Raw genomic sequence first — 25,512 nt, 5'->3', positions numbered from 1 at the left:
TTCGACTGCGCTCAGCGCAGGCTGAATGTTTGAGCTCCTCTCCCGATAGCTATCGGGAGAGAGTGAGCAGTGAAAGCCCGACCCTTGGGGTAGCGCCCAAAACATTAATTTTGATCATAAGCAAACCACTCTGCAAAACTGGTGGCGGTTTCCTGGAGTTTTAGGGAGTGTAGTTTGATATTTTCGGGGAGGCGCGCTTTAATTTTTTTGGCAAAATCGATGACCATCATTTCGCTGGTGGGCTGGTAATCGACCAGTAAAATATTGTGTCCTCGGGATTCGAGTTCTCTTGCCAGTTCAACATGCGGGGTGTTTTGGTTGAACACCGTAGCGTGGTCGAACACATTTACGATTTCCTCTTTTACGATTTTTTTCAGGTCACCAAAGTCGATGACCATCCCGTATTTTACGTTGCTGGTGTCGGAGATGGGTTTGCCAATAACCGTAACATCGAGGCGATAGCTGTGGCCGTGAACGTTTTTGCACTTGCCGTCATAGCCCCAAAGGGCGTGGCCGGTCTCAAAGGAAAATTGTTTGGTGATGCGGATGTTGCTCATTTGCGAAATATTGATAGGCAAAGATACTATCTTCTGCGTTTTCGATTGACAATATAAACGATGATTAATACGAGGGCGAGGAGCAAAAAGAGGCCGTTGCCTCCTAAAAAGTTGAGAATATCCATGGGTTATTCTTGGCGTTTTTTGTTATAATAATAAATTAAATAAGCGATGCCGATAAGGACTGCCACGGGCAACATGGCACCGATGAGTACCCCGATTTCGTAACCACTGTCGGGGGCGTTTTTTAGTTTTTCTTCAATGTCGGGGATTTGTTGTAGGCCAAAAATCATGATGCAAAGTTAATTGTTTTTGGCGAGTGGATTAAACTGTTTTCGGAAAATGATAAGCAAGGGGAAGGCACGGGCTATCATCCAAAATGTGAGTGCGATAAAGATGCCGTCAAGTTTTAAATCTGCATAATCCAAACCGTAAAGTATGGGGATAAATACTAAAAACGTGGACAGCAATAGTACATTTCGGAGGGTTGCCATTTTACCAAGTCCTTTAAAAACACCATCAAAAATAAAGGCGATGGCGCAGACGGGTTGCATGATAAGCACTATCCAAAATACGTTGTAAAAGCGTTCTAAAACTTCAGGTTCTTTGGTGAAAAGGATACCAATGGGCCTATAAGTAATGAAGCCAACCAAAGTGAGAACGAGGCCGACCATGAGTCCTATCCTAATTAGCTTTTTGTTGAGATTTACTAAATCCCTGTAATTTTTTGCACCGAACAGTTTCCCGGACATAATGTTGCCTGCCCCGGAATAGCCATCGATAATAAATGCACCCAAAAACCACAGATTGATGGCGATAGTATAGGCGGCGATGTAGTTTTTGCCATACCCAGTGGCAAAGCTAGTGGCAAAATATAGGGTGATATTGAGGGCCAGTGTCCTGATAAACAGATTCACAATCATAATAATGAAGCGCCATATTTCCTTATTAAACGGGAAGGTTGGTATAAGCGGAATACTTGTTTTTTTCAATAGGAAATAGGCGGAACACACGGCCATAATGATTTGGGCAATAACACTTGCGTAGGCGGCACCCTCTATATTCATGGGTTCAATAAATCCTTTAATGCCGTAAACCAAAACAAAGTCCAAAATTATATTGGTTACCGCCCCAATAATGGCAATAATCATTGGGTGATAGGTGTTTTGCAACCCTCTAAACGTTCCGAAAACGGCAATGGTGAATAAGGTGAACGGAAAACCAAATACCCGAATCTTATAGTACAAAACGCTGTTGTCCAGTATGAGATCAGAGGCATTGTAGAGCTTAAAAATTTGATAGGCGAATGGATAAGTAACAGCTATTATAATAAAGCTTAGCGAGGTGATGATAAAAATAGCCTGCGCCGGTAGGTTTTTAACGGCATTTAAGTTATCTGCACCCAAGTACTGGGAAACGATGGCTGAAATGGCACTGCGGGTTTGGCCCAATATCCAAATAAGCATGGACAGAAAGGTGCCAACTATGCCAACAGCTGCCAAAGATTCCACTGCGTTGGTTTCAATGTTGCCCACAATGGCAGTGTCAGTAATCGACAAAATAGGTTCCGATATACCTGAAATCAATGCTGGAATAGCGAGTTTGTTGATTTGTTTTAGAGTGATACTAGTGCTCACAGGACAAGTTCGTAACAATAAAAGGGGTGCTCGCTTTGTTTTGGAAAGTAAACATCCTCCAATTTTTTATAGCCACGAAGTTCGTAAAACTTTTGGTTTCTTTTGTTCTGTGAAAATGTATCTAATCTTATGGATGTATAACTATTGTCTATGGCAAATTGTTCTGCAAAATACATCAATTGCTGGGCGTAGCCTTTGCCTTGGAATTGGGGATGAACCGCCAAGCGATGGATGTAAATATTGTTTTGATTTGGAGTGAGCCATTTTATAGGGAGATAGACTTCATCCATAAAAGTTGATATCGTGACACAGCCAATGATTCTTTTTTCAACCTCAAAAACATAACAGGTGTTGCGCTCGATGTCTTTTTCAAAGGCTTTGCCGTTTGGATAGCTTTCATTCCACTGGAAAATGTGCTGCGAAATCAAGTGTGCAGTGCATGCTTTGGTCGTCTCTAAAATGTGATCAATGTCGGGCTGTACTGCAATTCGAATCATTAAAATGTATTACTTTTGCCCCAAATTTATTGTAAATTTTTTGATATGAAGAATATTTTTGTTGCACACTTTTCTGCGTAAATATTTATTAGTATGTACATTGAAAATACTACATATTCATAACTGACGGGGATGTAGCTCATTTGGCTAGAGCGCTTGACTGGCAGTCAAGAGGGCGGCGGCTAGAATCTGATATCCTTCACGATAAGAAGAATAAAAACCTTATTCAATTAATCCCGTAAGTTGCTTGCTTCTTTGAACAAAAGCCTAGATTTCATTTTCAATATGGTTGTGGCGCATAATATCCCCGAAAGCATCGCTCCAGAAACACCTACTAAAGTAATATCTTGCCCAACCAATCTCAATCCCTTTATGCGTGTTTTTGGTCTTAAAAAAGGAAGCTTAAATCTGTTAGGAGTATGTTCTAAGCCATAAATCTCGCCATGCTCATAGTTTGAAAAATGCTTAGTAGAGAGTGGAGTAGAAACTTCGGTTACAATAACATGGCCCTTAAGTTGTGGAAATAAATGATAAAGTTTGTTAAGCATAGTGGTTTCAAAATCTGCTTTCAGTTTTTTGTAAGACGCTTCACGTTTCATCCAAGGCTGGTTTTCATATTTAGAAAACCAATCATAATGACCTACGGATATGGCCTGAATCGTTGCTTTTTGGTCATTTTTAATATCCCACTCTGGGTCTTTAGCCGATGGAAATGAAATATATGCGAAATTATTCGGAGCATCCGAAAGAGTCGTTTTTTCAATTAATTCATCTGTGTTTTCATGGGCATAATACCAAACATTATGTTTTGGTAAATTTAATTCAGCGCTAGATTTATCAAGTCCAATGTATAAACAAATATGTCCTGTTGAAGGTTTTACATCTTTTATGTTGAATTTACAATATTGTTTAGCCTTTTTAGAAAGTAAGTGATTAAATGTATTGTTTACCCCTACATTACTAATCACATTGGTACAATCTATAACAGTATTATCAACTTTAATCCCCGTTACTTTGTTATGCTCTGTTATAACTTCTTGCACATTTGCATTAATAAAAACCTTACTTCCTAATTTAGTTAAAACATCTATAATTTTACTGCTAATTTGGTCAGCTCCTCCTATTGGATAATATCCCCCTTCCATAAAATGAGAAATAACCATGGCATGCGCTGCAAAACTACTGTACTTAGGTGAAAGTCCATAATTACCACATTGACCACATAGTACAGCAATTAGTAGCTTGTTTTCTGTAAGTTTACTTAAAACGTCCCATGTGGTTTTTTGTGAGTACTTTGCATAACGTTTTCTAATTATCCAACCTAAAGATTTGCTTAGCCATGGTTCAAACACTTTTTCAAAAAAGTATAATGCACCACGTTTGTTTGCTTTAGTGATAAGCTTTAAATAACTTTTAATTGCTTGTTCTTCATCCGGAAAATAGGCAACAAGTTGTTTGAGAAAATTTTCTTTACCAGCTCTAAATTCGTATTTTTTATTTCCAATATACACTACATCGTAGACCCCTCCTATATACTCCCACTCCAATTTTCCATCAGTAATAAGATTAAACATTCCAAGTAACGGCTCGCTTTTGTCCAAATTTCCAACATAATGAACACCAACATCCCACTGAAAACCTTGTTTTCTTTTAAAACTATGTGTAAAGCCACCTGGAACATAATGGCGCTCCAATACAGCAACTTTTTTACCAGCTTTAGCTAACCAAGAGGCAGCTGTTAATCCGCCAATACCTGAACCTATAACAATATAATCATAAATGGAAAAATCAATATTTTCAGAAAATGGTTCGTAGTTTTTTTTAACCATCAAGCGTTTATTAGTATTCTATTGTCTATAACTACCGCAGGGTTTCTTCTCATCTTTGGAAATTGTAATTTTGAATCTCTTTTTATGATGAAATTGAATTTTTGGAGTCGCAAAAGTTTGGCTCTAAAATAATCTTTTATATTTTGAAGTAAGATGTCTAATGGATTTAATGTCGAAATTTTTATAAGTATTTTGTTTGTGCTAATTTGAGGAAGCTTTTCAGGTAATTATGCAGTAAAAGATAAATCCAATCTGGTATTTTCTTTCAGGAGAGAAGGAAAGCGTTTTTTTGGTAATGGTATGGGAAAGAAGAATTTTGAATTACTACCAGGATATGAAATATCTTTTTTCCCAATTAGTTTCCTAGGAGAAATTACATTTCATATGAAGGAAAAGGGAGTTTTCAATGGTGTTACTATTAATATTGGCAAAAAGATAAAGGCATAAAGGGTAAAATAATTATCCATAGCTTGATAAAAATGTATTGAGGTTATTTTAGGGTATTATTTATAGCAGATAAACTCATAAAAGATTTGAACCCATCAAAGTTGATAAGTAAGTCTTTAATTATATTGATTGAACTTAAGAAGATGATGGGTTTTTGCGCCTAAATCCATACATTTGCATCAATATGCAGGTAAATGCAACATAACCTAATTTGTTGCAAAAGGTTTGTAAACACCTCCGCATACTAGAAACAAATTCAATGGGGATGTAGCTCAGTTGGCTAGAGCGCTTGACTGGCAGTCAAGAGGTCGTCGGTTCGAATCCGATCTTCTCCACTTTTTTAAAATCTGACAAAGTTAGTTTGTCAGATTTTTTCTTTATTTGTAGTATTGAAAGACATTTTCCCATGAAGTTAACAACCTGTTTATTTCTTTTACTGGCCGTATTTTTATTTGGATGTTCAAAAGATAATGAACCGCCTCAAGCCCAAACAGGAAATGTTCAAATAACAGTTCTTATTAAAGAGAATTTTGACCCAATTTTTGACGCAATTGTATCGATAAATTCAATTTCAAGGGAAGAAATTACGAATAGTGAGGGTGTTGCCTATTTTGAAAATATAGGTGTGGGTGATTATGAAATTTCGATAAAGCTTCCGTTTAGTCAAATTCTTATTAAACAAACCATAGTTGTTGAGCAAGGCCAAACCACTACTGAAACTATATTATACGAAGGCCCCGCTGTTGTAACTCCAATTGACGTGGATATCGATAAGTTGATAGAGGTCGTCTATTTAAGTCTAGTTTACGATGATATTTTTAGCGCTAACGGTTATGCGTCCTTATGGGGAGATATTGGAGCCGATATTCTAACACCAAATCCACAGTTTAATTTCAGAAATACCAACTTAGACAAATACGAATTCAACCCGGGAGATGTTGTGATAAATGATATTTGGGAGAATCACTACAAAGTGATAAGGCTCACGAATATTGGTATTGAAGCGATTGAAAATTCGGAATTTACCAGTCAACTAAATACGGATGAAAATATAGCCAAAGCACATTTTAAGTTTGTAAAGGCTCTTGCATATTTCAATTTAGTAAAGCTTTTTGGAAACCCAGTTTTGGCTACGTCAACAGATATTTCTGAAATGAACCATACCCAAGACCCATTAAAAGTGTATGAGCAAATTGAAGAAGATTTAATTTTTGTGGCAAATACTCTAGATGATTCAAACCCAAAAACCAAAGCATCAAAATCAGCGGCTAATGCTTTGCTAGGCAAAGTGTATTTACAAATGGCTGGATTTCCGCTGTTGCAGAGCGATAAATATGCGAAGGCATTGGAGCAATTTGCAAAACTCGATGGTCTATTTGCACTTGAGCCGGCGTATAAAAACAATTTTTTAGCCGAAAACTTTGGTTCGAATAATGAGATTATTTTTGCCATTGATTTTATTTTGCAGGAAGATCCGAATATGGAAGCTTGGGACTGGTTCCATTGGGGGCCTGTGGGTGCAACCGAAAGGGATTTTTATTTTCTGACGGATGATTTTGTCAAAAGCTACTTTGAAAATCCAGATGATGTAATGATTCCAATAGCCTTTCCATTGAACACTTCCGATATTAGGTTTTTTGAAAATATTGCATCTTTCACCATTCAAAATGGTACATCTAATAATGCGCAAAATAGTGCGGATTGGAGACCGAATAAGTTTAGCGAGAATTATCAAAATGGAGAATCATTTTATTTGCCGTATTTAAGATATGCAGATGTGTTATTAATGATTGCAGAGGCTGAAAACGCATTGAATGGACCTACAACTAAGGCTTACAGTGCCATTAATCAAGTTAGAGGGCGTGCTTTTGGCAACTCAGATGAGGACTTACCTTTAGGGTTGAATCAACAACAATTCTTGGAAGCTATACTTGAGGAAAGGCGGTTGGAACTTTGCTATGAAGGCCATAGAAAGGACGATTTAATAAGGACACAAAAATTAGAAAGTGTGATTGAGGATTTCAATACAAACAATCCTCAGAATACTAAAAACTATCAATCCCATAAATATATCTTTCCAATTCCACAATCCGAGATAAGCCTAAACCCTGGAGTGGTGCAAAATCCTGGGTACTAATTTTTTTTTTGAATTAAGACGGAGTTGTGTTTGAGCTAAAAGATGGCTAGCAAATTTTTTTTACTCAATAGAGTCGGTATCATAAAAAGTAGTTGCGTCTTTCAGGGCCATATTTAATTTTTCGATTTCTTTTTGGGCTCTGGCATCGTCCCAATTCAGGTAACCTGAAATATCTTTTAAAACGACATTTTTGTATTCGTGAATACTTTCTATATCGAAATACAAACGGCCAGTTCGTCTAATAAAAAAATCATTCAAACTATTAACCATTTCGTAGTGGACACCAAACCAAAGCTCGGCTCGAATTAGTTTTTCATGTATGGCACGAGACTTAAAATCTGAAACTTTGCTAAGGATTATATCCGTCTGCTTTCCATAGTATGAAGTTAAATACCAAGCGTAATAATTGCTTGTTAAGCCCAAAACAGCCAACTGTTTTTCAATATCAAGTTGATAGGTTTGAGCGTCCTCAGTAGTCCTAATATGTGGATGAACCAGTGTTAGGGTGTCTGTACGGGGTTTTTTAATATTCAATTCATCCGCCTTGGGGTTGGCCTTCAAAACGGCCTCTAAGGCCCGAAACGCCATTTTTCTATAACCTGTTAGCTTGCCACCAGCAATGGATATAAGCCCGCTATCGGAAATAAAAATCTCGTCCTTTCTTGATAGTTCAGATGCAGTTTTATCTTCTTCGCGAATCAATGGCCTTAAGCCTGCCCAGCAAGATTCAATATCGGCAATGGTCAGATGGATGGTTTTGAAAGTGTTGTTTACGGCATTTAAAAAATAATGGGCGTCAGCTTTTGTAGCTACAACACGATCCAGGTTTGCGGAGTAGTCAGTGTCGGTGGTGCCAACATAGGTGGTTTTGCCTCTGGGGATTGCAAATACCATTCTTCCATCAGGCACATCAAAATAGATGGATTGCCGTATGGGTAATTTTTCAAATGGGAATACAAGATGTACGCCTTTAGTTAGGTGAAGCTTTTTTTTATGAGTTGGATAATCTTTTTGCTGGACGGTATCTGCCCAAGGGCCCGTTGCGGACAAGAAAGTATTGGCCTTAATCTCAAATAAACTAGAAGTGTTGCAATCTATACAATTTATGCTCTTAATTTTTGAGTTGCCGTCATAATTGAACGACGTCATTTCGCAATAATTGATGATTGTTGCACCTAGGTCATTGGCTTTTTTTAAAATCTCAATGGTCAATCTTGCATCATCAGTACTATATTCGGCATACAACCCGCCGCCAATTACAATACTTGGGTCAAGCAAAGGTTCTTGTTGCAACGTTTCTTGTTTATCGAGCATTTTTCGCCGATCCTCGCCTTTTACATCGGCTAAAAAGTCATAAACCTTCAATCCTAAAGCCGTCATTAGTTTGCCGTAAGTGCCACCTTTAATCAATGGCAAAAGCATTTTTTGAGGTGTTACCAAATGAGGTGCCAAACTGTGTACAATGGCCCTCTCAGAGCCCGACTCCCGTACTAAACTAATCTCAAAGTTTTTTAAATAGCGAAGGCCACCGTGAATGAGTTTTGTGGATTTATTGCTGGTGCCAGAGGCGAAGTCATTTTTCTCAATTAAACATACCTTAAGTCCCCGAGCAGTGGCATCCAACGCGATTCCTGCACCGGTAATACCTCCCCCAATTATAGCCAAATCGAAAGTCTCGGAAGCAAGTTTCTGCACCTGCGAGGCTCTATTTAGAACAGAAAAATGTGAAACCTTCAAAATATTTATGGTATTAACTGATAAAGTCTTTGATTATATGAACGACCTTGTCTAATTCTTCCGAAATGCTACCCTGCTTCCATGGATGTTTGGTATTAAAAACGTGGTCAGCACCTTTTATGATCTCTAATTGACTGTTGGGGTTCCATTTGCGTAAATTATAGGCTTCATCTATTGAAACACTGGTATCCTTATCCCCATGGATAATAAGATATGGGATTTTAAGATTGGAGACGGCGCGTTCAATTGTTAAATGTTCTTCATTATTAATAAAATCCTCATAGAACTGATAGTAATGTGGCATTTGTTGCTTTGTTCGCCCGTTTACCACATAAACTACGCCATCCTTTTTCCATTGGGCAATATCCGTATTCATCGGATACCTACTGCCGTAATCACTTACTCCTGCCAAACTGATTACTTTGGAAATTCTGTTATCTTCCTTGGCTTTAATAGTAACGATACCACCGCCCCTGCTATGGCCGATTAAATTAATGTTGTTGCCGTCAATTTCTTCGGAATATATCTTGTTTTCAGAAATCCAATCGATCACTGATGTCAAATCGTCCAATTCTTTTGTGTAATTGTTGTTTCCAAATGCTTCCAAATCTGGGAAATCAACGGGTTGCTCCAACGTACCACCATTATGCGAAAAATTAAATTTAACAAAGAAGAATCCCAATTGGGCAAAGGCTTTCGCCATCAAATCCCAAGCTCCCCAGTCTTTAAAACCTTTATAGCCATGACAAAAAATGAGGACTGGTTTTGGTTTTTGATTGTCGTTAAAAAAGACATCGGTTAAAATACGCTTTTGGTGCTTTCCTTTAAGACTGATGTTTTTTGTGATGGTCATAATTAAACTTCTTTTTCGATAAAATCAACCTGCGGATTGCAAATTTCTGAAATAAGTCCTTTCAGTTCTATTTCAAAAGACTTCATGGTGTCTTCAGTTATTAATGGGTCCTTTTTGCCTCTAGCACTTTCCTTTTTGGCGAACTTTAGAAATCCTGAATTTAGATTTTTAAATGAAATAATGCCAGCTTCAATTGGAAGGTTAATGGCGTTAGATTTGTACATCATATAGGCATAGGTAAGTACTTGAAAGCTCTTGCTGTATTTTTTGTAGTCTGTGGTAATCTCGTCCCAATTTACAACTTCTACTTGGTTTTGCTGTACATTTCCGGTCTTGTAATCTATAATGCGTATAGAGCCGTTGTATTCGTCCACCCTATCAACTTTACCCTTGATTTTTACAGGCGAAGCGATGCCATCTATAGAAATAAAAACCTCGTTGTTAGCTTCAATTTCAAAAATTTTAATGCGATTTCCTTGCTTTAAATCCTCAATTTCGCTGTTCAAAAAATTCAACACATAGCGTTTGGCGATTTCAAATACGATGAGGTTTTTTCCTTTTGAAATATCCCCTTCCTTATATTCATTTTTAAAGTGAAATGTTACCCGTTCCTCTATTTTCGGTTTCATATTTTTAACGCTGTCTTCCGTTAGGAATTGGTCAATATATGGGTTGTACAAATCCTCGAGCGTATTGTGTACAACGGTTCCCAAAGTATTGGCTGCTACGGTTTCTTCTACGTCATCATATTCGCGGATTTTCAAGATTTTTTGATAGTAGAAATCAATAGGGTTTCTGATGTAACTAGTTAGAGAAGATGGAGAAAATCCTTTTTGGGCAACCTCAAAAACATCCTGCATCAAACGGTCTGTTTTTTTAACTATAATGGGCGAGTTCTCGACAACAGGTACTTTGGGCACAATAATTTGGTGGTTAATTTTATGAATTCCTTCCAGCTCAAGCTGGGTAATAAAACGGCTTTTTTCACCCCCGATTAAAACATCCGCTTCGGTGTTGTATAGTATGAAAACATTTTTTGCCCGTTGTATCAGGTGGTAAAAGTGATACGTATAAACCGCATCCTTTTCCTTATATGTCGGCAAGTTATTTTCTAATTTAACATCAAACGGAATGAAGGAATTTTGGCTTTTTCCTGCGGGCAGGATACCCTCGTTAACCGAAGAAATTATAACGGTTTCAAAATCCAGTACACGAGATTCCAACATTCCCATAATCTGTAGGCCTTGAAGAGGTTCGCCTTGAAAATCCAAAGTCTCTGAGTTGAGGAGTTCCTTGTAAAGGTCGTGCAAAGTAGAAATATCTTTTATATGTTCATGGCTTTGGTTCAGCCTGATGAGTTCGTTAAACAGCTTGTTGAAGCGGAAAAGGTATTCCAAAGCAAGAAGATTTGATGCTTTGTCTTCATCCAGATGATCTTTTATGACGAAAATAAGTTTAGTACATTTTCTCAAAGCTGCATTTACGGAAATTGACCAACCCGAAAATAGTAAATCCAAAACTTCGACACTTCCTTTGAAAAGTGCCTTAAGTCGTTCAATATTCAAATGGATAATGTTGTTATTATTAATGGTATCAATACCCTTTGAGGCATAGTCCGTGTTCTCGTGATGCAACAACGGCCTTATGAATTGGTGTGAAATGATATTGATAACATCTTTAAAGTAAAAAGATTTTGATGTTGTTTTGTGTAAATTGAAAAGTGCTTCAAAAAGTGAAGCCAAAGGAATGGATTTTAGTGGGAAACCCATAGTAATGTTTAAGGCACCAGCGGTTGTTGGTAGGGAATTCAAAACAGGAATTAATAGATTTTCATCTCCCAACACCACCGCCGTGCTTTCCAAAGTGTGGTTTTTATTTTGCAAATCCTTTAAAATGGAACCGATATATTTTGCTTGACCAATGTGTTTTGGGATGCCGAAAATGGATATGGTTTTTTCTTCGGAATAATTATCTGAAATCCATTTAAATGGGTTTTGTTTAAAATAAGTCCATTTTCTTTTGTGCTGGCGCATGAATAGCCCAGCATCATGAAACCCGTGCGCCATAAATACGTCGTCAACATCCCAATAAATTTTTGCCAGATCACTCTGAAGCAGTTCTTGAATAATGGTTTCTTCAGAAGTGTTAAGAGCATTAAAACCCAAGAACACATGCTGTTTTTTGGGGTTGGTTTCAATATAGACTTCCAAATTATCAACAGCTTCTCTGTATATTAAGCCTTGATATCCAGCTTTTTTATGGATGAGGTTTTCGGTAAAGTGCGTGTAATAGCCAAAAATCTTGTTCCAAAATGCCAAATAATTTTTAACGAACTCGGTTTGCTGTTCTTCTAATGACCAATGTTTTAAATCCTGAATAGCACTTAAATAATTGAAAATGTGCTCCTGAGGGATAAGATACCGGTCTATTTCATTAAAATCCTGTAATAGGATTTGTCCCCATTTTGAAAAGGATTGAAAATCCTCTGCATGCTCTTTTTTGGTAAGGCCCAAATATGAATTGTAAAACTCAAATAGGAGTTCGGCATTTGTTAATAGTTTAAGATGAGACAATTCTTGGACAAACTCCTCAATACTGAGTATCTCTGGTGCAAATATGGTTTCATTTTCAATATATGAGATTTGATGCTTTAAGAAAATACCAGCGCGTTTACTGGGTAGAATAAAGGTGAGCGCTGAGAGCGAAGTGTTGTATTTTTTTAGGTCAAGTAAAACATCGGTGATAAAGGAAGCCATAGCATAAAAATAAAAAACGCTTCGGGATAACCGAAGCGTTTTTTAAACTTATTATTTTTAAAATCGACTTTGCTTACTTGGCTAAGTTGATTTCTACACGTCTGTTGTTAGCTCTACCAGCTCTAGTTTTGTTAGAGTCAATTGGTTTAGATTCACCATAACCAAGAGCAGATAATCTAAAGGCATCGATACCTTTCTTAACTAGGTAATCCTTAACAGCATTAGCTCTAGAATCAGATAATCTTTGGTTAAGCTTTTCGCTACCTACACTATCAGTATGACCTTCAACCGTAAATTTGGCAGTTGGGTATTCCTTAAGGATAGCGATGATATCACCTAACACTTCTTCTGACTGAGATTTGATAGTAGATCTACCAGTATCGAACAAGATAGTTTTAGCATACTCATTCAAGGTTTTTTGAACTTCGGCAGATACTTCAGGACAACCGTTGTTAGCTACAGTACCTTTAACGTCTGGACACTTGTCATCTTTGTCAAGAACACCGTCACCATCTTTATCTGGCCATGGGCATCCTTTGTTTGCAGCAGGGCCAGCTTCGTTAGGACACTTGTCGTCAGCATCAGTAACACCGTCACCGTCAGCATCTGGACATCCAGCTAAAGCTTTTAAACCAGCTACAGTAGGACAGTTATCGTCTTTGTCAACAACACCATCACCGTCACCATCAGGACAACCATTGAATTCTGCTGGACCAGCCTCGTTAGGACAGTCATCTTTGCTATCTTCAATACCATCACCATCAGTATCAGGACAGCCATTGAAAGCAGGCGAGCCAGCAACATCTGGACAAGCATCGTCTTTGTCATAAATACCGTCTCCGTCAGTGTCAGTTCCACCGAATTTGATAGAAAGCCCAGCAGAGTGCTGGAAGTGTGTCTGTAAATAATCTTCAAATGCATGCTTGTAAGCCGTTTGAAGGGTTAAACCAATATTTTCATTAAACCAGAAGTTCACACCTAAAGTACCATTCAAGGTTCCGGCACCAATATCATCTATCCAAGTGTAACCACCACCAACGCCTACGAAAGGATCTACAGTATTCCAATCCAAAGCCTCTCCGATACCATATTTAATAGTACCATCAAGACCGTAGTATGCAAAGTCGTCTACGCTTCTTGCTACTTCAGGGTTAGATCCAGGAACGTCACCCCACTTATCAATTTTGTTTAAAGATCCGGTAACTCCAAAAGAGAATCCATCTCCTACATACTTAGAAACAGAAATAGTAGATAGGGAAGGCAAAATATTCCAGTGGTCTTCAGCGTTTACGAATTCATCAAAGATGGTTTCGCCAAACTGAGATTGACCTACCACGCCATCTCCAGATGGATACGCATCAACTGCATTTACCCCGATAGAGATTTGCCATGGGTTGTTTTTGTCTTGCGCATTTATGTTGCTATAACTAAGTACAAACAACATAGCGAACAATAATCGGCTAAGATTTTTCATATTCAAAAGTTTAATTTTTAAGTGTTAATTGTGAACAAAAGTAAGTTGTTAAATTTTATTAACAAAGACAAATATATAAAAAAATTGCAGACTACCTTTATTACCGGGTATTTCAGAATGATTTTAGATAATATGTCTTCTGAGTATTGAATTGGGAGTTTTCTCTGCGCAACGTTAGAAAGATTTGACCGAAATATTTTCATTAATGAATACCAAAATACACTTATGAACCTTAAAACTCATGGCTTCAAGTGCATCTTTATAAAGTTGTAATTGTTGTTTATGATGTTTGTTTTCAGCCCCAGTTTTATAGTCAATAATAACGGCTTCGTTATCTTCGTTAATAACAATCCTATCTGGCCTTAATACGATGCCCTCTTTTGAAATAATGTCACGTTCATTATATATTGTAAGATCATGCTGATAATATGACTGAAGAAGCGGATGTTCCACAATTTGGGTAATTATCGTGACTAGGCTCTTGGCTTGGTCATCAGTTATTGTAGCCGAATTTTTAAAATCGGTAATAACGAAATCAATATCGAGTTTGGTCTTTATTTGCGCCAAAATATCGTGTACAAGATTACCACGTTCAATAGCGGCCTGCTGTTGAGTATCCCATAAATTGCCCGATTTGGTGACCACTTTAATGTTGTGCATTGACTTGTCTGTGGAGATAAATTCCTCAAGGATTTGGGTTTCTGATGAAATTTCATCATCATTACTAATTACCTCATTGGTGTTTCCAAAGATGTAAATTAACTGTGAATCGTTCCAGATTCCCAAATGTTGTAAATATGAAATCAGCAACCCAGAATATTTTCTGGTATTTGCTTCTCCTTTTGAAGAAATGTCTTTTGAAGAAATCACATGCAATTGACCCACAGCACGGGTAAGTGCCACATATAATAAATTGATGTTGTCCAGTTCCAATTCCGATTGATGTCTTTTGAAAATAGATTTGCCTTGTTCTCCAAAATGTTCAAAGGCCTTAGAATAGTTCAAAAGTGTATGCGAAAAACCTTGATATTCCTCCTTTTCTAGGGCAATCCACTCTTTTGGCTCAATTTCCCTGTAAATATCCAAATCAGCATATGGGAATATCACCACAGGAAATTCTAGACCCTTAGATTTATGGATAGTCATTATCTGAACCGCATTTTGCCCTTGTGGCGCAATGATACTAAGGTTTTCTTTTTTCTGATTGAAATACTCCAGAAATGAGGAAATATCTGCACCCTTCTTCTGCGAAAACTCCAAAACTATATCCAAATAAAATTGAATATATGCGTTTGAAGTTTCAGCTAATTTAAACGTTCTTACGATGGTTTCGGCCAAATCATAAAGAGGCAGTTGTAATAATTTAATTGGATTGACAATAATGTTGAAGGCTTCCAGTTTTCTGAACAAATCGGACAAAGACCGGTCAATATGGGTTTTGAAAAACGCATGTTTGTCTTCAATATTAAAAAGTAAGGTCAGGTAATTGAGCATATTAACCTTGACTTCGTTATTTTTTGGTTGCATCAAAAGTGTCAAAACGTCGTTAACAAATCTAACTTCTGAGGAATTGTCAATTAATAAAGTTTCCGAGGACACAACGGGGATGTGGTGCCCGCTTAAATAACTGGCCACGGCTACACCCTCTTTTTTCTTTCGGGTCAGCACGCAAATATCCTTCAGCTTAAATCCATTTTCAAGACAGGAGTTTATGGTGCATAATACTTGGTCCGGAAAAAATTCATCCCTATCGTCTTCTTTTTCAATATCTAAAAAAGCCAGACTCACAAAGCCTTGCCCGTTCTTTGTGATGCCCTGTGGCGCAGTTTTATAAAGGGACGCATATTTTTCATCCTGAAATACTTGAGCCCCCAAAAACTCAAAAAAGCCATTGTTAAAATTGACTACCTCCCGATAGCTTCGATAATTGGATGGCAGGTTTTCTACCTGTTTTTCCGCCTGAAAGGGGTTGCCAGCATTAAATAAATCTATGAACTGTTCGGCCTTGCCGCCGCGCCAACGATAAATGGCCTGCTTGGCGTCGCCTACCAATAGGGCGCTCCCGCCTTCTGCAGAAAGGGCATTCTCTAAAAGCGGGATTAAATTTTCCCACTGCATCACTGAAGTATCCTGAAATTCGTCAATAAAATAATGTTTGAATTTTTCTCCGATACGCTCATAAATAAAAGGTGTGGGCTGTGCTTTTATTTCTTTGCTGATGATGGTATTAAATTCAGAAATCAGCATTTTATTCTGTTCTTCTTTAATGCCCGAAAGTTCTTTGTTAATGGCATTTAAAACAGAAAGTGGGGTGATGTTTTTATAAACTGCCTTTAAAAACTTCAGTTGGTAAACATGTTCCTTTGTGGTTTCGAAAAAGGAAGCAATTTCAGGTTGAATCTGTTCAATTGTTGAGGCAATATTAGGTGAAACCCTTTTAGGATAAAGGGTTTTATTTGCTAAATCTTCTTGCCATTTGGATTCATAGCCAACATCGAAATTACCTTTGGATAATTTTTGGAAATGTTTGGGCAAATACGCTCCCGAAAAGTCACCGTGTTCCAGACCCGCTTCATCAATTAAAGCAAGCGTTTTTTGGGCTGTTTCTGTTATCGTTTTTCCGATTGCCGAAATAGAGGTTTTTAATTGTGCTTTTAGGGCTTTAAAATCATCTAGGGTTTTGTCTTTCAGAGCTTCTATAAAAGATTTGTCATTTTCGTTTAGGAGTAATTTTGCTATCTTGTTCAAGTCATGTGAAATGTCCCAGCTTTTGTCGTCGTCAGCCTTTTCAATGGAAAAATCTACTAATACTTTGGTCAGTTCGTCATCGGTTCCCGCATGTGAGATTAAGCTATCCACGGCTTCATTTAGTAGCGATTCCTGGTCCAATTCCACTTCAAAATTTACGGGCAGTTTCAAATCAAATGCAAAAGTCCTGATCAATTTATGCGTAAAGCCATCGATGGTGGAAATATCAAATGCGGCATAATTATGCAAAATACTATTAAGCAGTGTTTTTGATTTTTGGTGTAGTACTTCGCCTGGTATTTGCAGTTCCTCGCATAAGGTGGCAAACATGCTGTTAGAAGTTTTTAAAATGCTTTCATCCGAAAACTGTTTAAGCATTTCGATGATACGTTCTTTCATTTCGGCAACGGCCTTGTTGGTAAAGGTGATGGCCAAAATGCGCCTGTACGGTTGCGGTTGATCTGACGCAAATAAGACTTTAAGATATTCTTTAACGAGTGTATAGGTTTTGCCACTTCCTGCTGAAGCATTATATATGGTGAACGGAGCGGTTTTTGGCATGCAACTAAATTTGATACAAGATAAAAACTATCAATGGACTGATAGCAATTAATTATTTTTTATTGACTGCTATTATGTGTAAATTTGACTGAAAATAAATACTAATAAAAAAATCAAAATAATTATGGCTTTCGAATTACCGAAATTAGGATATGCATATGATGCTTTAGAACCACATATGGACGCAAGAACGATGGAGATACACCATTCAAAGCATCATGCTGGATATACCAATAATTTAAATAACGCGATATCAGGAACCGATTTGGAGGGAAAGTCCATTGAGGATATTCTTGAAAATTTAGATATGAGCAATGGGGCCGTTAGAAATAATGGCGGTGGATTTTACAACCACTCCTTATTTTGGACAGTAATGAATCCAGAAGACAGAGGCTATCTTTCAGGCGAATTAAAGGATGCCATTGAGGCTACCTTCGGATCAAAAGACAGTTTTATTGAGGCGTTTTCTAAGGCTGCAGCAACTAGATTCGGTTCTGGTTGGGCTTGGTTGTGTGTTCACAAAGGAGGAAAGATTGAAATTTGCTCAACACCAAACCAAGACAACCCTTTAATGCCAGGTGTAGGTTGCGGTGGTACTCCAATTTTAGGATTGGATGTTTGGGAGCACGCTTATTACTTAAACTACCAAAACAGACGTCCAGATTACATTAAGGCCTTTTTTAACGTCATCAACTGGAATGAGGTTGAAAAACGTTATGCCGACGCTAAATAATTAGGGCGTTTGCCAAAGAAGAGAAAAAAACTGCTTCATTTTAGGAAGCAGTTTTTTTATGAAATAGATTTTGGGGATTGTAAATAAAAACGGCCTCCATAATTAATTATGGAGGCCGTTTACATTAACACTTAAAATTTACATTATTTTCTAAATCACTTTAAACCAAAGTAATAACAACGCAGTTATTACCGGTAAAACTAGAAATAAGGCTATGGTATATAAAATAGGGTATTCCATGTTGATTTCCTTATCACTACTTGCCAAATTTTTTGCCGTCTTTTTCATGCCTAAAAGATTTAAACGTTAGACATTTCAAAAATACGGCTGAATTAAAAGCTTTAAAACAACTATTTTAATGGGTTTGTATGTTAAATTACCCCTGAGAATCAATTGAGTGGTTTTTCAAGGTAATTTAGAATAATATTAGATGTTGCCATTCCATTCGTCATCAAATTGTTTGAGGTAAAGTTCCATAAATTGATGGCGTTTTTCCGCGAGCTGTTTACCCGTTTTGGTATTCATTTTATCTTTTAGAAGAAACAGCTTTTCGTAAAAATGGTTGATGGTAGGAGCGTTAGAAGATTTATACTCTTCTTTGGTCATGTGGAGTTTGGGTTTTATATCCGGGTTGTATAGTGCTCTGTTTTTAAAACCACCATAGTTGAAGCACCGGGCAATCCCAATTGCACCAATGGCATCCAATCGATCTGCATCTTGAACTACTTTTAATTCTGGTGAAGTGAATGTTTTGCTACCTTCAAGACTCGATTTAAATGAAATGTTTTCAATGATGTTGACCACGTGCTCAATAATTTTGGAGTCCACATTCAATTTGAACAAAAATTCTCGAGCCATTTTTGGGCCTACAGTTTCATCCCCACCGTGGAATTTACTATCCGCAATGTCGTGCAATAAGGCCCCTAAGGACACTACAAATATATCTACAGGTTCTTTTTTGGCGATAAGTAAGCTGTTTTTATACACCCGTTCTGTGTGGAACCAATCGTGGCCGCCTTCGGCATCCATTAGGGTTTGTTTTAGGAAGATTTTGGTTTTAGAGATTATTTCTTTGGGATCCATTATTAAAAATCATCGAAATAAGTTTTCAAGTTTAGGATTTCGTCCTGCCAAGGTAGATATAATAATTACTAGAAGAATAAAAAATATCGTCCCAACATAAAAGGCTAAATAGGTATGCTTTTTGAAATTTGTTTTTGGGTCAATATCATCTAGAATTTCCGAATAAGTGATTTTTTTTCCTTTAAACCTGTAAAATAGATACAATATTGAACCGCCAATAAATATGGTAATTAATTGACGTACTATAATATCGAACAGTATCCTCATCCATTATATTACTTGACCACCGCAGGTTCAACCCATTTAAACTGATACGAATTCTCAGGGATCTTCATCCGTTCTGCCAAACGGTACATTCTAGCGGGTAGCTTCATCAAATAATCCCGGGCTTTTTCGGCCTCATCCGTAAGGTTAGTGATTTTGTCAATTTCCCAGCGGTCTATCAGCTTTTGCAGAATATCTACGTAGTCCCCAGAGGTATATACTCCAATGCGCTGTGCTGTATTCGAAAATTCCTCAAAAGCAGTACTTGCTTTTTCGCCCGATTCCCTTAGGAAATGTGCTGGCATAGTAATTTTTTGCTTCATCATATAATGAAAAGCCATCATCATTTGGCTGGGGTCCACCTTAAAAATACGCTCCACGAACTCTGAATAGGCATGATGGTGCCGCATTTCATCCCCGGAAATAATCTGGCACATTTTTGCCAATCGTTTATTCCCGCTTTTCTTAGCAATTCTTGCCACCCGATTATGCGAAATATAAGTGGCCAGTTCTTGAAAACTGGTATAAACAAAGTTTTTATAAGGGTCTCTGTCCGTACCAATATCAAAACCGTCTGCAATCAGATGCTGGGTGGTTCTTTCAATTTCGCGCATGTTTACACGACCTGATAAATAAAGGTACTTGTTCAATACATCACCATGGCGATTTTCTTCAGCGGTCCATTGCTTTACCCATTTAGACCAAGAGTTGCCCCCTTCATCTACTTGATTAATGCCTTCAACATCCATCAACCAAGATTCATAGGTGGGGAGCGCTTCTTCAGTAATCATATCACCTACCAGTACCACCCAAAAATCATACGGAAGCTCTTTGGCTAGTTCGCGTATTTCCTTTATTTCCTCGAAAAAATGCTCATCTTCAACCTCAGAATTTGGCAAAAAATCAGTGGGCTGCCATATACTATCTATTGGGATTAAGTATTTCTCCATCAATGCATCTACGTCTTTTTCCAAAAACTGCATCACTTCTAATCTCTTATTTTTTAAAGACATTTTTGCTTTTTTAATGTTCAATATCCGCTTTAATGGTCTTTTCTATGGTTTCGATTAAAGCCTGTTTATCCGTAAAGTTAGCCAATTCTAGGGGTTTATGCACCTTAAATTTTAAATGATTGCCCAATCCCATGGGGAATTTTCCATATCGCAACATTTTCCAAGAATTATTTATTGTGACTGGAACTATTATCGCGGAAGGAATCTTTTTGAAAAGGATATCCAAACCTCTAGTTTGAAACGGTTTAGGGGTGCCGTCCTTGCTTCGGGTGCCTTCGGGAAAAATGACGGCTGCCCGTTTATTGTTTTCGATGTATTCACCAAATTTCATGAGTGCCGGTAAGGATTGTCTCGGATTTTTTCTATCAATTAGGGCTGCACCTCCATGGCGCAAATTATAGGATACGCTGGGGATGCCCTTACCCAGTTCAATTTTACTGATGAATTTGGGGTGGTATCGTCTCATAAACCAGGTCAAAGGATAAATATCGTGTAAACTTTGATGGTTGGTAATGATGATTAATGGACGCCCTTTTTCAATTGGATAGTCATTATAAAACGAAAATCGAGTACCTAAAATATTGGCACAGCGCATCAGGAAGAACTGCAAAGCATCCACGCTTACCTTGTGGGCCTGATACCCAAATACATTTAAACAGATCCATTGAATGGGATGAAACACCAGTAAAGTAAGCCCAAAACATATAAAATATATTAAGGATATAGGGTATGACAACAGTTTTACCATGCCCCAAAAATAAAGAAACTATGGGTTAGTACACAGGCACACATGTGTTATTTTCGCAGTTTATGCTAGTGGGCGGATTGGCTACGGCACAATCAGAGGCAACACCCCAATCGGTGTTATAAATGGCTTCTTTTCTATTGTAGTCTTCCACCATATTTTCAAGCCTTTCAGTATCAATTGAGGTGGAATACACCAAATATTCCCATGGGCCTCCGCAGGGTTTGCTACCAAAGGCAATGAACTTGCATTCAAAAGTATCTCCGCAAACAGAAGTACCAGCCAAATCTTCAATTTCAGCTTTTAAGGTAGCTAATTCCTGTATTTCGTCCTCTTGGGTGAGCGGAGTAACATCATCTTCACATTGTGTGGATAATAATAAAAGGCAAAGAGGCGCTAGTAAATATCTAAAAATTGATGGTTTCATTTTTGCAATTTACTATTTAGATGCCGAAATTTGAAAAGGGTTGCGTTTGGATATAAAAAAACCACGACAAACGTGGTTTAAATTTTGAGAGTTTAAGTGTTCCCCCGTTTTCCCGACAACTTTCGGGACGGGAAGAGCTCAATTAACAGTGCTCATTATAAGCATCCATCAAGTTTTCTGCAATCAATTCGGCTGGGCGACCTTCAATATGGTGACGCTCCAACATGTGTACCAATTCGCCATCTTTAAATAAAGCCATACTTGGTGAGCTCGGAGGAAACGGAATCATATATTCTCTTGCCTTTTCAACGGCTTCTCTATCTACACCGGCAAACACGGTAGCAATATGGTCTGGGCGTTTTTGATTTTGCAAACTCATTCTGGCACCAGGTCTTGCGTTGGCCGCTGCACAGCCACAAACGGAGTTTACCACTACCAAAGTAGTACCTTCTTTCGCCAAGGCCGCATCCACAGCTTCTGCAGTTTGTAATTCTTCAAAACCAACATTGGTCAAATCCTCTCGCATGGGTTTTACTAATTCTGCTGGATACATATTTTTAAATTTTAATAATTAGCATTTTTCGTCCCGAAAGTTGTCGGGATGCAAAGATACCAATTGTGTAACAAAATTGGGAATCAATCAACTAACAAATATTATATTTACGCTGAAAGTTAACATTTTATTAAGTCGGACAGCGAGAACCTTTAACATATTTCCTTCTTTCAAAAGAAAGTTTTTATATGTAGGTTTGACGATAAACAAAATTTATTCTTACATGAGTTTTTCAAAATGGATAGGGGGTGCCATTGGATGGTCTTTTGGTGGGCCGATCGGTGCTATAATTGGGTTGGCTATTGGGAGCGTTATCGATTCAATGACCGATAATGGTCAACCGCTGTTGGGCGAAAGGCAAACTAGACGAGGAAGAGGACCCACATATAGAACGCAACCGAGACAGCGCCCTGACACTCAATCGGGTGATTTCGAAGTGAGTCTGCTTATTTTAGCTTCGGTAATCATCAAAGCAGACGGAAAACAGGATAAAAGCGAGTTGGATTATGTACGCCAGCAGTTCGTCAATATGTACGGCAAGGAACGCGCCAACCATGCGTTTAAATTGTTTAAAAGGATCAGCAAGCAAAATGTGTCAGTCCGGCCAGTATGCCTTCAGATTAAGGCTATGATGGACCATGCCTCTCGATTACAATTAATTCATTTTTTATTTGGTATCGCTAAAGCGGATGGGACAGTTACTCAAGACGAAGAACGGCAAATCTATACCATGGCGGGCTATTTGGGGATTAGCTCTAGGGACTATGAGAGTATCAAAGCCATGTTTTACAATAGTAAAGACAACGCTTATAAAATTTTGGAAATTGAAAAAGACGCCACCGTTGATGAAATAAAAAAGGCCTATCGAAAAATGGCTAAAAAATACCACCCCGATCGTGTGATTCATTTAGGAAAGGAACACCGGGCAGGAGCCGAAGAAAAGTTTAGGCAAGTACAGGAAGCCTATGAGCAATTGCAGAAGGAGTTGCGATTTTAGGCTTTTTACCATTCTTGTGTGTCACCCTGAGCGCAGTCGAAGGGAAGGCAGGAACCTACATTAATAAATACTTTAAGTAAAAAAAAATAAAAAAACAGGAGACCTTTTCGCAATTTGACCATTAAGTATTAAAGTAGTTTTATGAACGATAATAAAATCTTAGAACTTTTTAAAGAAGGTCAACGCGAAAAAGCTTTTAGTAGGTTATATAGTTTATATCCAAAAATTGAGGCTTTAATCCTTTCAAAAGGAGGCCAAAAACAGGATGCTTCTGATGTATTTCAGGAAGCTTTAATCATCCTGAACCGAAATCTGGAAAAATCAGATTTTAAACTCACGTCTTCTTTTTATACCTATTTGTACTCCGTATCCCGATTTATTTGGAAGGATACCCAAAAGAAATTTTCAAAACAAGAACTACATGATTTAAACGATACCGAAGTTGAACACTTCCACAGCGTTTTAGAGGAAAAGAAGTACCAACAAGCAGAACATGCATTTCTCGAATTAGGGAAACGATGCCAGCAACTTTTACAGCTGTTTTATCTCAAGGCCATGTCTTTTAAGGAGATAGCCCTTAAGATGCAATTCAAATCTGAAAAAATTGCAAAAAACCAAAAGTACAAGTGCTTAACAAAGGCAAAGGGCATCTATCAAACTAAGCAAACCGTTCAATCTTAATTCGGGAAATCATGGAAAATCAAATAGAAAATATAGAGCTAATCAATAGCTATTTAAACAAAGAACTTACGGGAAATGCCCGAACGGATTTTGAAAATAGATTAATAACGGACGAAGGGTTTAGAGTCTTATACGAGGAACACCTCATTATTCTTGAAGGTATAAAACGGCAAGCCATAAAAGCCGAAATAAAAACAGTAAAGCAAAGCTATGTAAGAAATAAATGGTTGCGCTATTTTGGTTTTAGCGGTTTTATCATCGTTTTGGTGGTTTTCAGTATTAATCTTTTTAATACTAAAACTAATGAGTCAAAGTCCAATGAATTGGATAAACCGGAAATAAAAAAAGATTCCGTTTTAGAAATAAATTCAAAAGTGGTTTCAGAGCAGAAAGCAATTTTGAAAGACACTTTAAAAGTTCAAGTCATCCCACAAAAAAAGAACATAGCTACTATTAAAAATGAAATCAAAAAAGTAACCATAAAGATTCCGGAAAAACCGTTTCAAAAGTTCATTATAAACACAAAAAAGGATACCACAATAATTTGTAAAGAAGGCACTGAAATACGTATTGAACCCAATTCTTTTGTTGGGCAAAATGGCAGTCCTGTTTCAGGGGAAGTAGATTTGGAAGTGACCGAATACTACAAGCTTTCAGATATGGTATTGGCAAATTTATCCACACAATCCGATGGGAAACAATTAGAAACCGGGGGTATGCTAAATATTCAAGCTACTAAAGGAAAGGAAGTATTAAGGTTAAAAGAAGGAGCCAGTATAGCACTACTTTTTCCAGAGAAAAGCCGAAAAAAGGGAATGCAATTGTTCGCAGGCGCTTGGAGCAATGGGATTATAAATTGGAAACTTCAAAAGAAAAACATAGCTGAAGTCGAGGATATTGAAATTGAAAAAGTTGAGGAGGACATTGAAGTGCCTTTTGCAGTAGTTGAGAAGGTTCCTGTATTTCCAGGGTGCGAAAATGGAAATAAAAATGACAAGAAAAACTGCATGTCGAAAAAAATATCCGATTTTGTAAGTAGAACATTTAATACAGAACTGGCATCGGAACTTGGACTATCAGGACGCCAGCGCGTCAATGTTATTTTTAAGATTGGCAAAACAGGGGGTATAACTGATGTACGTGCTAGAGCAAATCATCCCCTACTTGAAGAAGAAGCTAAAAGAGTCATTGGACTGTTACCAAAGATGAAACCCGGTATGCAAAGGGGCAGAACGGTAACAGTACCTTATTCTTTACCTATAATTTTTCAAATTGAAAGGGGTTCAAATACAACGAATATCGGCACAAATAGAAACTCTAGAGTTACAACACCATTACCGGACTCTGTAATTGTTGAAAATGTCAAACAAAAGATTGCAACAAAAAAAGGTAAAGTTTCTACTTCTGAAATTAGTAATTATATACTCCGGAGTTCAACCTTAGGATGGGTTAATTGTGATAGGTTTAGGTACAACCGAAATAGAATAAACTATAAACTCAAAATTAAAGCATCTGAAGGCGCAACTGTAAGCATGGTTTTTAAAACTGTAAATTCTGTGATGCCTAGTTGGCGAGGAGGCAATGAATATGATTTTAGAACTGTTCCTGAAGGAGAGGAGGTTGTACTCGTAGCAATCAAAAAGGATAAAGGGAAATTATACTTTGATTTTGTTGAAACCACAACCCAAGCAAATCCTATAATAGATTTTAATTTTAAGGAGATAACCCCCGAGGAACTTAAAAGGCAGTTACAAAAACTGAATTGATCTCCTTTTTTGATTGT

Annotated in this window: 21 protein-coding genes and 1 tRNA gene; 6 read left to right on the top strand and 16 right to left on the bottom strand. The window is 37.6% G+C overall.

The window, feature by feature from the left end; genetic code table 11:
- Nucleotides 1-104: 104 nt before the first annotated feature.
- The 5 genes from H7U19_RS08275 to H7U19_RS08255 all read right to left on the bottom strand — a co-directional run bounded on the left by H7U19_RS08275 (nt 105) and on the right by H7U19_RS08255 (nt 4,520).
- On the bottom strand, nt 105-557 hold the full coding sequence (locus tag H7U19_RS08275) for a 6-pyruvoyl trahydropterin synthase family protein (RefSeq protein WP_186561209.1): 453 nt from the start codon (nt 555-557) through the stop codon (nt 105-107).
- Between the two features lie 128 nt (nt 558-685).
- Nucleotides 686-850 (bottom strand): hypothetical protein, encoded by a 165-nt coding sequence (locus H7U19_RS08270; RefSeq protein WP_186561207.1) that lies wholly within the window; start codon nt 848-850, stop codon nt 686-688.
- A 9-nt stretch (nt 851-859) separates the two neighbouring features.
- Nucleotides 860-2,194, bottom strand: coding sequence for an MATE family efflux transporter (locus H7U19_RS08265; protein ID WP_186561206.1), 1,335 nt, complete (start codon nt 2,192-2,194; stop codon nt 860-862).
- Complete coding sequence (locus tag H7U19_RS08260; RefSeq protein ID WP_186561204.1) at nt 2,191-2,691, bottom strand: GNAT family N-acetyltransferase; 501 nt, start codon at nt 2,689-2,691, stop codon at nt 2,191-2,193. The genes H7U19_RS08265 and H7U19_RS08260 overlap by 4 nt, the downstream gene beginning before the upstream one ends.
- A 230-nt stretch (nt 2,692-2,921) precedes the next feature.
- Entirely contained in the window at nt 2,922-4,520 is a 1,599-nt protein-coding gene (locus H7U19_RS08255; RefSeq protein WP_186561202.1) for a phytoene desaturase family protein, read from the bottom strand.
- Between the two features lie 708 nt (nt 4,521-5,228).
- On the opposite strand from H7U19_RS08255, the gene H7U19_RS08250 reads away from it, so the two are divergent.
- Together H7U19_RS08250 and H7U19_RS08245 are read left to right on the top strand one after the other, a co-directional pair.
- A tRNA-Ala gene (locus H7U19_RS08250) sits at nt 5,229-5,302 on the top strand.
- A gap of 71 nt (nt 5,303-5,373) precedes the next feature.
- Nucleotides 5,374-7,104 carry a RagB/SusD family nutrient uptake outer membrane protein gene (locus H7U19_RS08245; RefSeq protein WP_186561200.1) on the top strand — a complete coding sequence of 577 codons (1,731 nt, stop codon included), beginning with the start codon at nt 5,374-5,376 and terminating at the stop codon, nt 7,102-7,104.
- A gap of 60 nt (nt 7,105-7,164) precedes the next feature.
- On the opposite strand, the gene H7U19_RS08240 is transcribed toward H7U19_RS08245, so the two are convergent.
- From H7U19_RS08240 to H7U19_RS08220, 5 genes are all read right to left on the bottom strand, one after another.
- A complete protein-coding gene (locus tag H7U19_RS08240; protein ID WP_343069086.1) occupies nt 7,165-8,799 on the bottom strand; it encodes a glycerol-3-phosphate dehydrogenase/oxidase in 1,635 nt (544 codons plus the stop codon).
- A 55-nt stretch (nt 8,800-8,854) separates the two neighbouring features.
- Nucleotides 8,855-9,694, bottom strand: coding sequence for an alpha/beta hydrolase family protein (locus H7U19_RS08235; RefSeq protein WP_186561198.1), 840 nt, complete (start codon nt 9,692-9,694; stop codon nt 8,855-8,857).
- A gap of 2 nt (nt 9,695-9,696) precedes the next feature.
- Nucleotides 9,697-12,450, bottom strand: a complete 2,754-nt coding sequence (locus H7U19_RS08230) for a PD-(D/E)XK nuclease family protein (RefSeq protein ID WP_186561196.1) — start codon at nt 12,448-12,450, stop codon at nt 9,697-9,699.
- A gap of 73 nt (nt 12,451-12,523) precedes the next feature.
- On the bottom strand, nt 12,524-13,924 hold the full coding sequence (locus H7U19_RS08225) for an OmpA family protein (protein ID WP_186561194.1): 1,401 nt from the start codon (nt 13,922-13,924) through the stop codon (nt 12,524-12,526).
- Nucleotides 13,925-14,098: 174 nt separating this feature from the next.
- Complete coding sequence (locus H7U19_RS08220; protein ID WP_186561192.1) at nt 14,099-17,233, bottom strand: UvrD-helicase domain-containing protein; 3,135 nt, start codon at nt 17,231-17,233, stop codon at nt 14,099-14,101.
- 124 nt (nt 17,234-17,357) lie between these two features.
- Here H7U19_RS08220 and H7U19_RS08215 point away from each other — a divergent pair, with 124 nt between their 5' ends.
- A complete protein-coding gene (locus H7U19_RS08215) occupies nt 17,358-17,966 on the top strand; it encodes a superoxide dismutase (RefSeq protein ID WP_186561190.1) in 609 nt (202 codons plus the stop codon).
- A 150-nt stretch (nt 17,967-18,116) separates the two neighbouring features.
- On the opposite strand, the gene H7U19_RS08210 is transcribed toward H7U19_RS08215, so the two are convergent.
- From H7U19_RS08210 to H7U19_RS08185, 6 genes are all read right to left on the bottom strand, one after another.
- Nucleotides 18,117-18,254 (bottom strand): hypothetical protein, encoded by a 138-nt coding sequence (locus H7U19_RS08210; RefSeq protein WP_186561188.1) that lies wholly within the window; start codon nt 18,252-18,254, stop codon nt 18,117-18,119.
- Between the two features lie 138 nt (nt 18,255-18,392).
- On the bottom strand, nt 18,393-19,049 hold the full coding sequence (locus tag H7U19_RS08205) for an HD domain-containing protein (RefSeq protein WP_186561186.1): 657 nt from the start codon (nt 19,047-19,049) through the stop codon (nt 18,393-18,395).
- A 275-nt stretch (nt 19,050-19,324) separates the two neighbouring features.
- Nucleotides 19,325-20,326, bottom strand: coding sequence for an acyl-ACP desaturase (locus H7U19_RS08200; RefSeq protein ID WP_186561184.1), 1,002 nt, complete (start codon nt 20,324-20,326; stop codon nt 19,325-19,327).
- A gap of 10 nt (nt 20,327-20,336) precedes the next feature.
- A complete protein-coding gene (locus H7U19_RS08195; protein ID WP_186561182.1) occupies nt 20,337-21,074 on the bottom strand; it encodes a lysophospholipid acyltransferase family protein in 738 nt (245 codons plus the stop codon).
- Nucleotides 21,075-21,099: 25 nt separating this feature from the next.
- A complete protein-coding gene (locus H7U19_RS08190; RefSeq protein WP_186561180.1) occupies nt 21,100-21,498 on the bottom strand; it encodes a hypothetical protein in 399 nt (132 codons plus the stop codon).
- Nucleotides 21,499-21,640: 142 nt separating this feature from the next.
- Nucleotides 21,641-22,051: a BrxA/BrxB family bacilliredoxin gene (locus H7U19_RS08185; RefSeq protein WP_186561178.1), complete on the bottom strand. Its 411-nt coding sequence runs from the start codon at nt 22,049-22,051 to the stop codon at nt 21,641-21,643.
- 223 nt (nt 22,052-22,274) lie between these two features.
- On the opposite strand from H7U19_RS08185, the gene H7U19_RS08180 reads away from it, so the two are divergent.
- From H7U19_RS08180 to H7U19_RS17035, 3 genes are all read left to right on the top strand, one after another.
- Entirely contained in the window at nt 22,275-23,048 is a 774-nt protein-coding gene (locus H7U19_RS08180) for a TerB family tellurite resistance protein (protein WP_186561176.1), read from the top strand.
- 141 nt (nt 23,049-23,189) lie between these two features.
- On the top strand, nt 23,190-23,729 hold the full coding sequence (locus H7U19_RS08175; protein ID WP_186561166.1) for an RNA polymerase sigma factor: 540 nt from the start codon (nt 23,190-23,192) through the stop codon (nt 23,727-23,729).
- An 11-nt stretch (nt 23,730-23,740) separates the two neighbouring features.
- Nucleotides 23,741-25,495: an energy transducer TonB gene (locus H7U19_RS17035; RefSeq protein ID WP_343069085.1), complete on the top strand. Its 1,755-nt coding sequence runs from the start codon at nt 23,741-23,743 to the stop codon at nt 25,493-25,495.
- Nucleotides 25,496-25,512: the final 17 nt, after the last annotated feature.

Origin of the sequence: Hyunsoonleella aquatilis, from assembly GCF_014270105.1 — a bacterium.
In the GTDB taxonomy this organism is placed as follows: Bacteria; Bacteroidota; Bacteroidia; order Flavobacteriales; family Flavobacteriaceae; genus Jejuia; species Jejuia aquatilis.
This window is presented reverse-complemented; position numbering and strand designations above follow the sequence as displayed.

Bases quoted from the DNA above. Each gene is read 5' to 3' on its own strand.
- H7U19_RS08175 (WP_186561166.1), top strand. From the start codon at position 23,190: ATGAACGATAATAAAATCTTAGAACTTTTTAAAGAAGGTCAACGCGAA.
- H7U19_RS08270 (WP_186561207.1), bottom strand. From the start codon at position 850: ATGATTTTTGGCCTACAACAAATCCCCGACATTGAAGAAAAACTAAAA.
- H7U19_RS08215 (WP_186561190.1), top strand. From the start codon at position 17,358: ATGGCTTTCGAATTACCGAAATTAGGATATGCATATGATGCTTTAGAA.
- H7U19_RS08225 (WP_186561194.1), bottom strand. From the start codon at position 13,924: ATGAAAAATCTTAGCCGATTATTGTTCGCTATGTTGTTTGTACTTAGT.
- H7U19_RS08255 (WP_186561202.1), bottom strand. From the start codon at position 4,520: ATGGTTAAAAAAAACTACGAACCATTTTCTGAAAATATTGATTTTTCC.
- H7U19_RS08205 (WP_186561186.1), bottom strand. From the start codon at position 19,049: ATGGATCCCAAAGAAATAATCTCTAAAACCAAAATCTTCCTAAAACAA.
- H7U19_RS08260 (WP_186561204.1), bottom strand. From the start codon at position 2,691: ATGATTCGAATTGCAGTACAGCCCGACATTGATCACATTTTAGAGACG.
- H7U19_RS08190 (WP_186561180.1), bottom strand. From the start codon at position 21,498: ATGAAACCATCAATTTTTAGATATTTACTAGCGCCTCTTTGCCTTTTA.
- H7U19_RS08185 (WP_186561178.1), bottom strand. From the start codon at position 22,051: ATGTATCCAGCAGAATTAGTAAAACCCATGCGAGAGGATTTGACCAAT.
- H7U19_RS08245 (WP_186561200.1), top strand. From the start codon at position 5,374: ATGAAGTTAACAACCTGTTTATTTCTTTTACTGGCCGTATTTTTATTT.
- H7U19_RS17035 (WP_343069085.1), top strand. From the start codon at position 23,741: ATGGAAAATCAAATAGAAAATATAGAGCTAATCAATAGCTATTTAAAC.
- H7U19_RS08195 (WP_186561182.1), bottom strand. From the start codon at position 21,074: ATGGTAAAACTGTTGTCATACCCTATATCCTTAATATATTTTATATGT.
- H7U19_RS08230 (WP_186561196.1), bottom strand. From the start codon at position 12,450: ATGGCTTCCTTTATCACCGATGTTTTACTTGACCTAAAAAAATACAAC.
- H7U19_RS08210 (WP_186561188.1), bottom strand. From the start codon at position 18,254: ATGAAAAAGACGGCAAAAAATTTGGCAAGTAGTGATAAGGAAATCAAC.
- H7U19_RS08180 (WP_186561176.1), top strand. From the start codon at position 22,275: ATGAGTTTTTCAAAATGGATAGGGGGTGCCATTGGATGGTCTTTTGGT.
- H7U19_RS08275 (WP_186561209.1), bottom strand. From the start codon at position 557: ATGAGCAACATCCGCATCACCAAACAATTTTCCTTTGAGACCGGCCAC.
- H7U19_RS08220 (WP_186561192.1), bottom strand. From the start codon at position 17,233: ATGCCAAAAACCGCTCCGTTCACCATATATAATGCTTCAGCAGGAAGT.
- H7U19_RS08200 (WP_186561184.1), bottom strand. From the start codon at position 20,326: ATGTCTTTAAAAAATAAGAGATTAGAAGTGATGCAGTTTTTGGAAAAA.
- H7U19_RS08235 (WP_186561198.1), bottom strand. From the start codon at position 9,694: ATGACCATCACAAAAAACATCAGTCTTAAAGGAAAGCACCAAAAGCGT.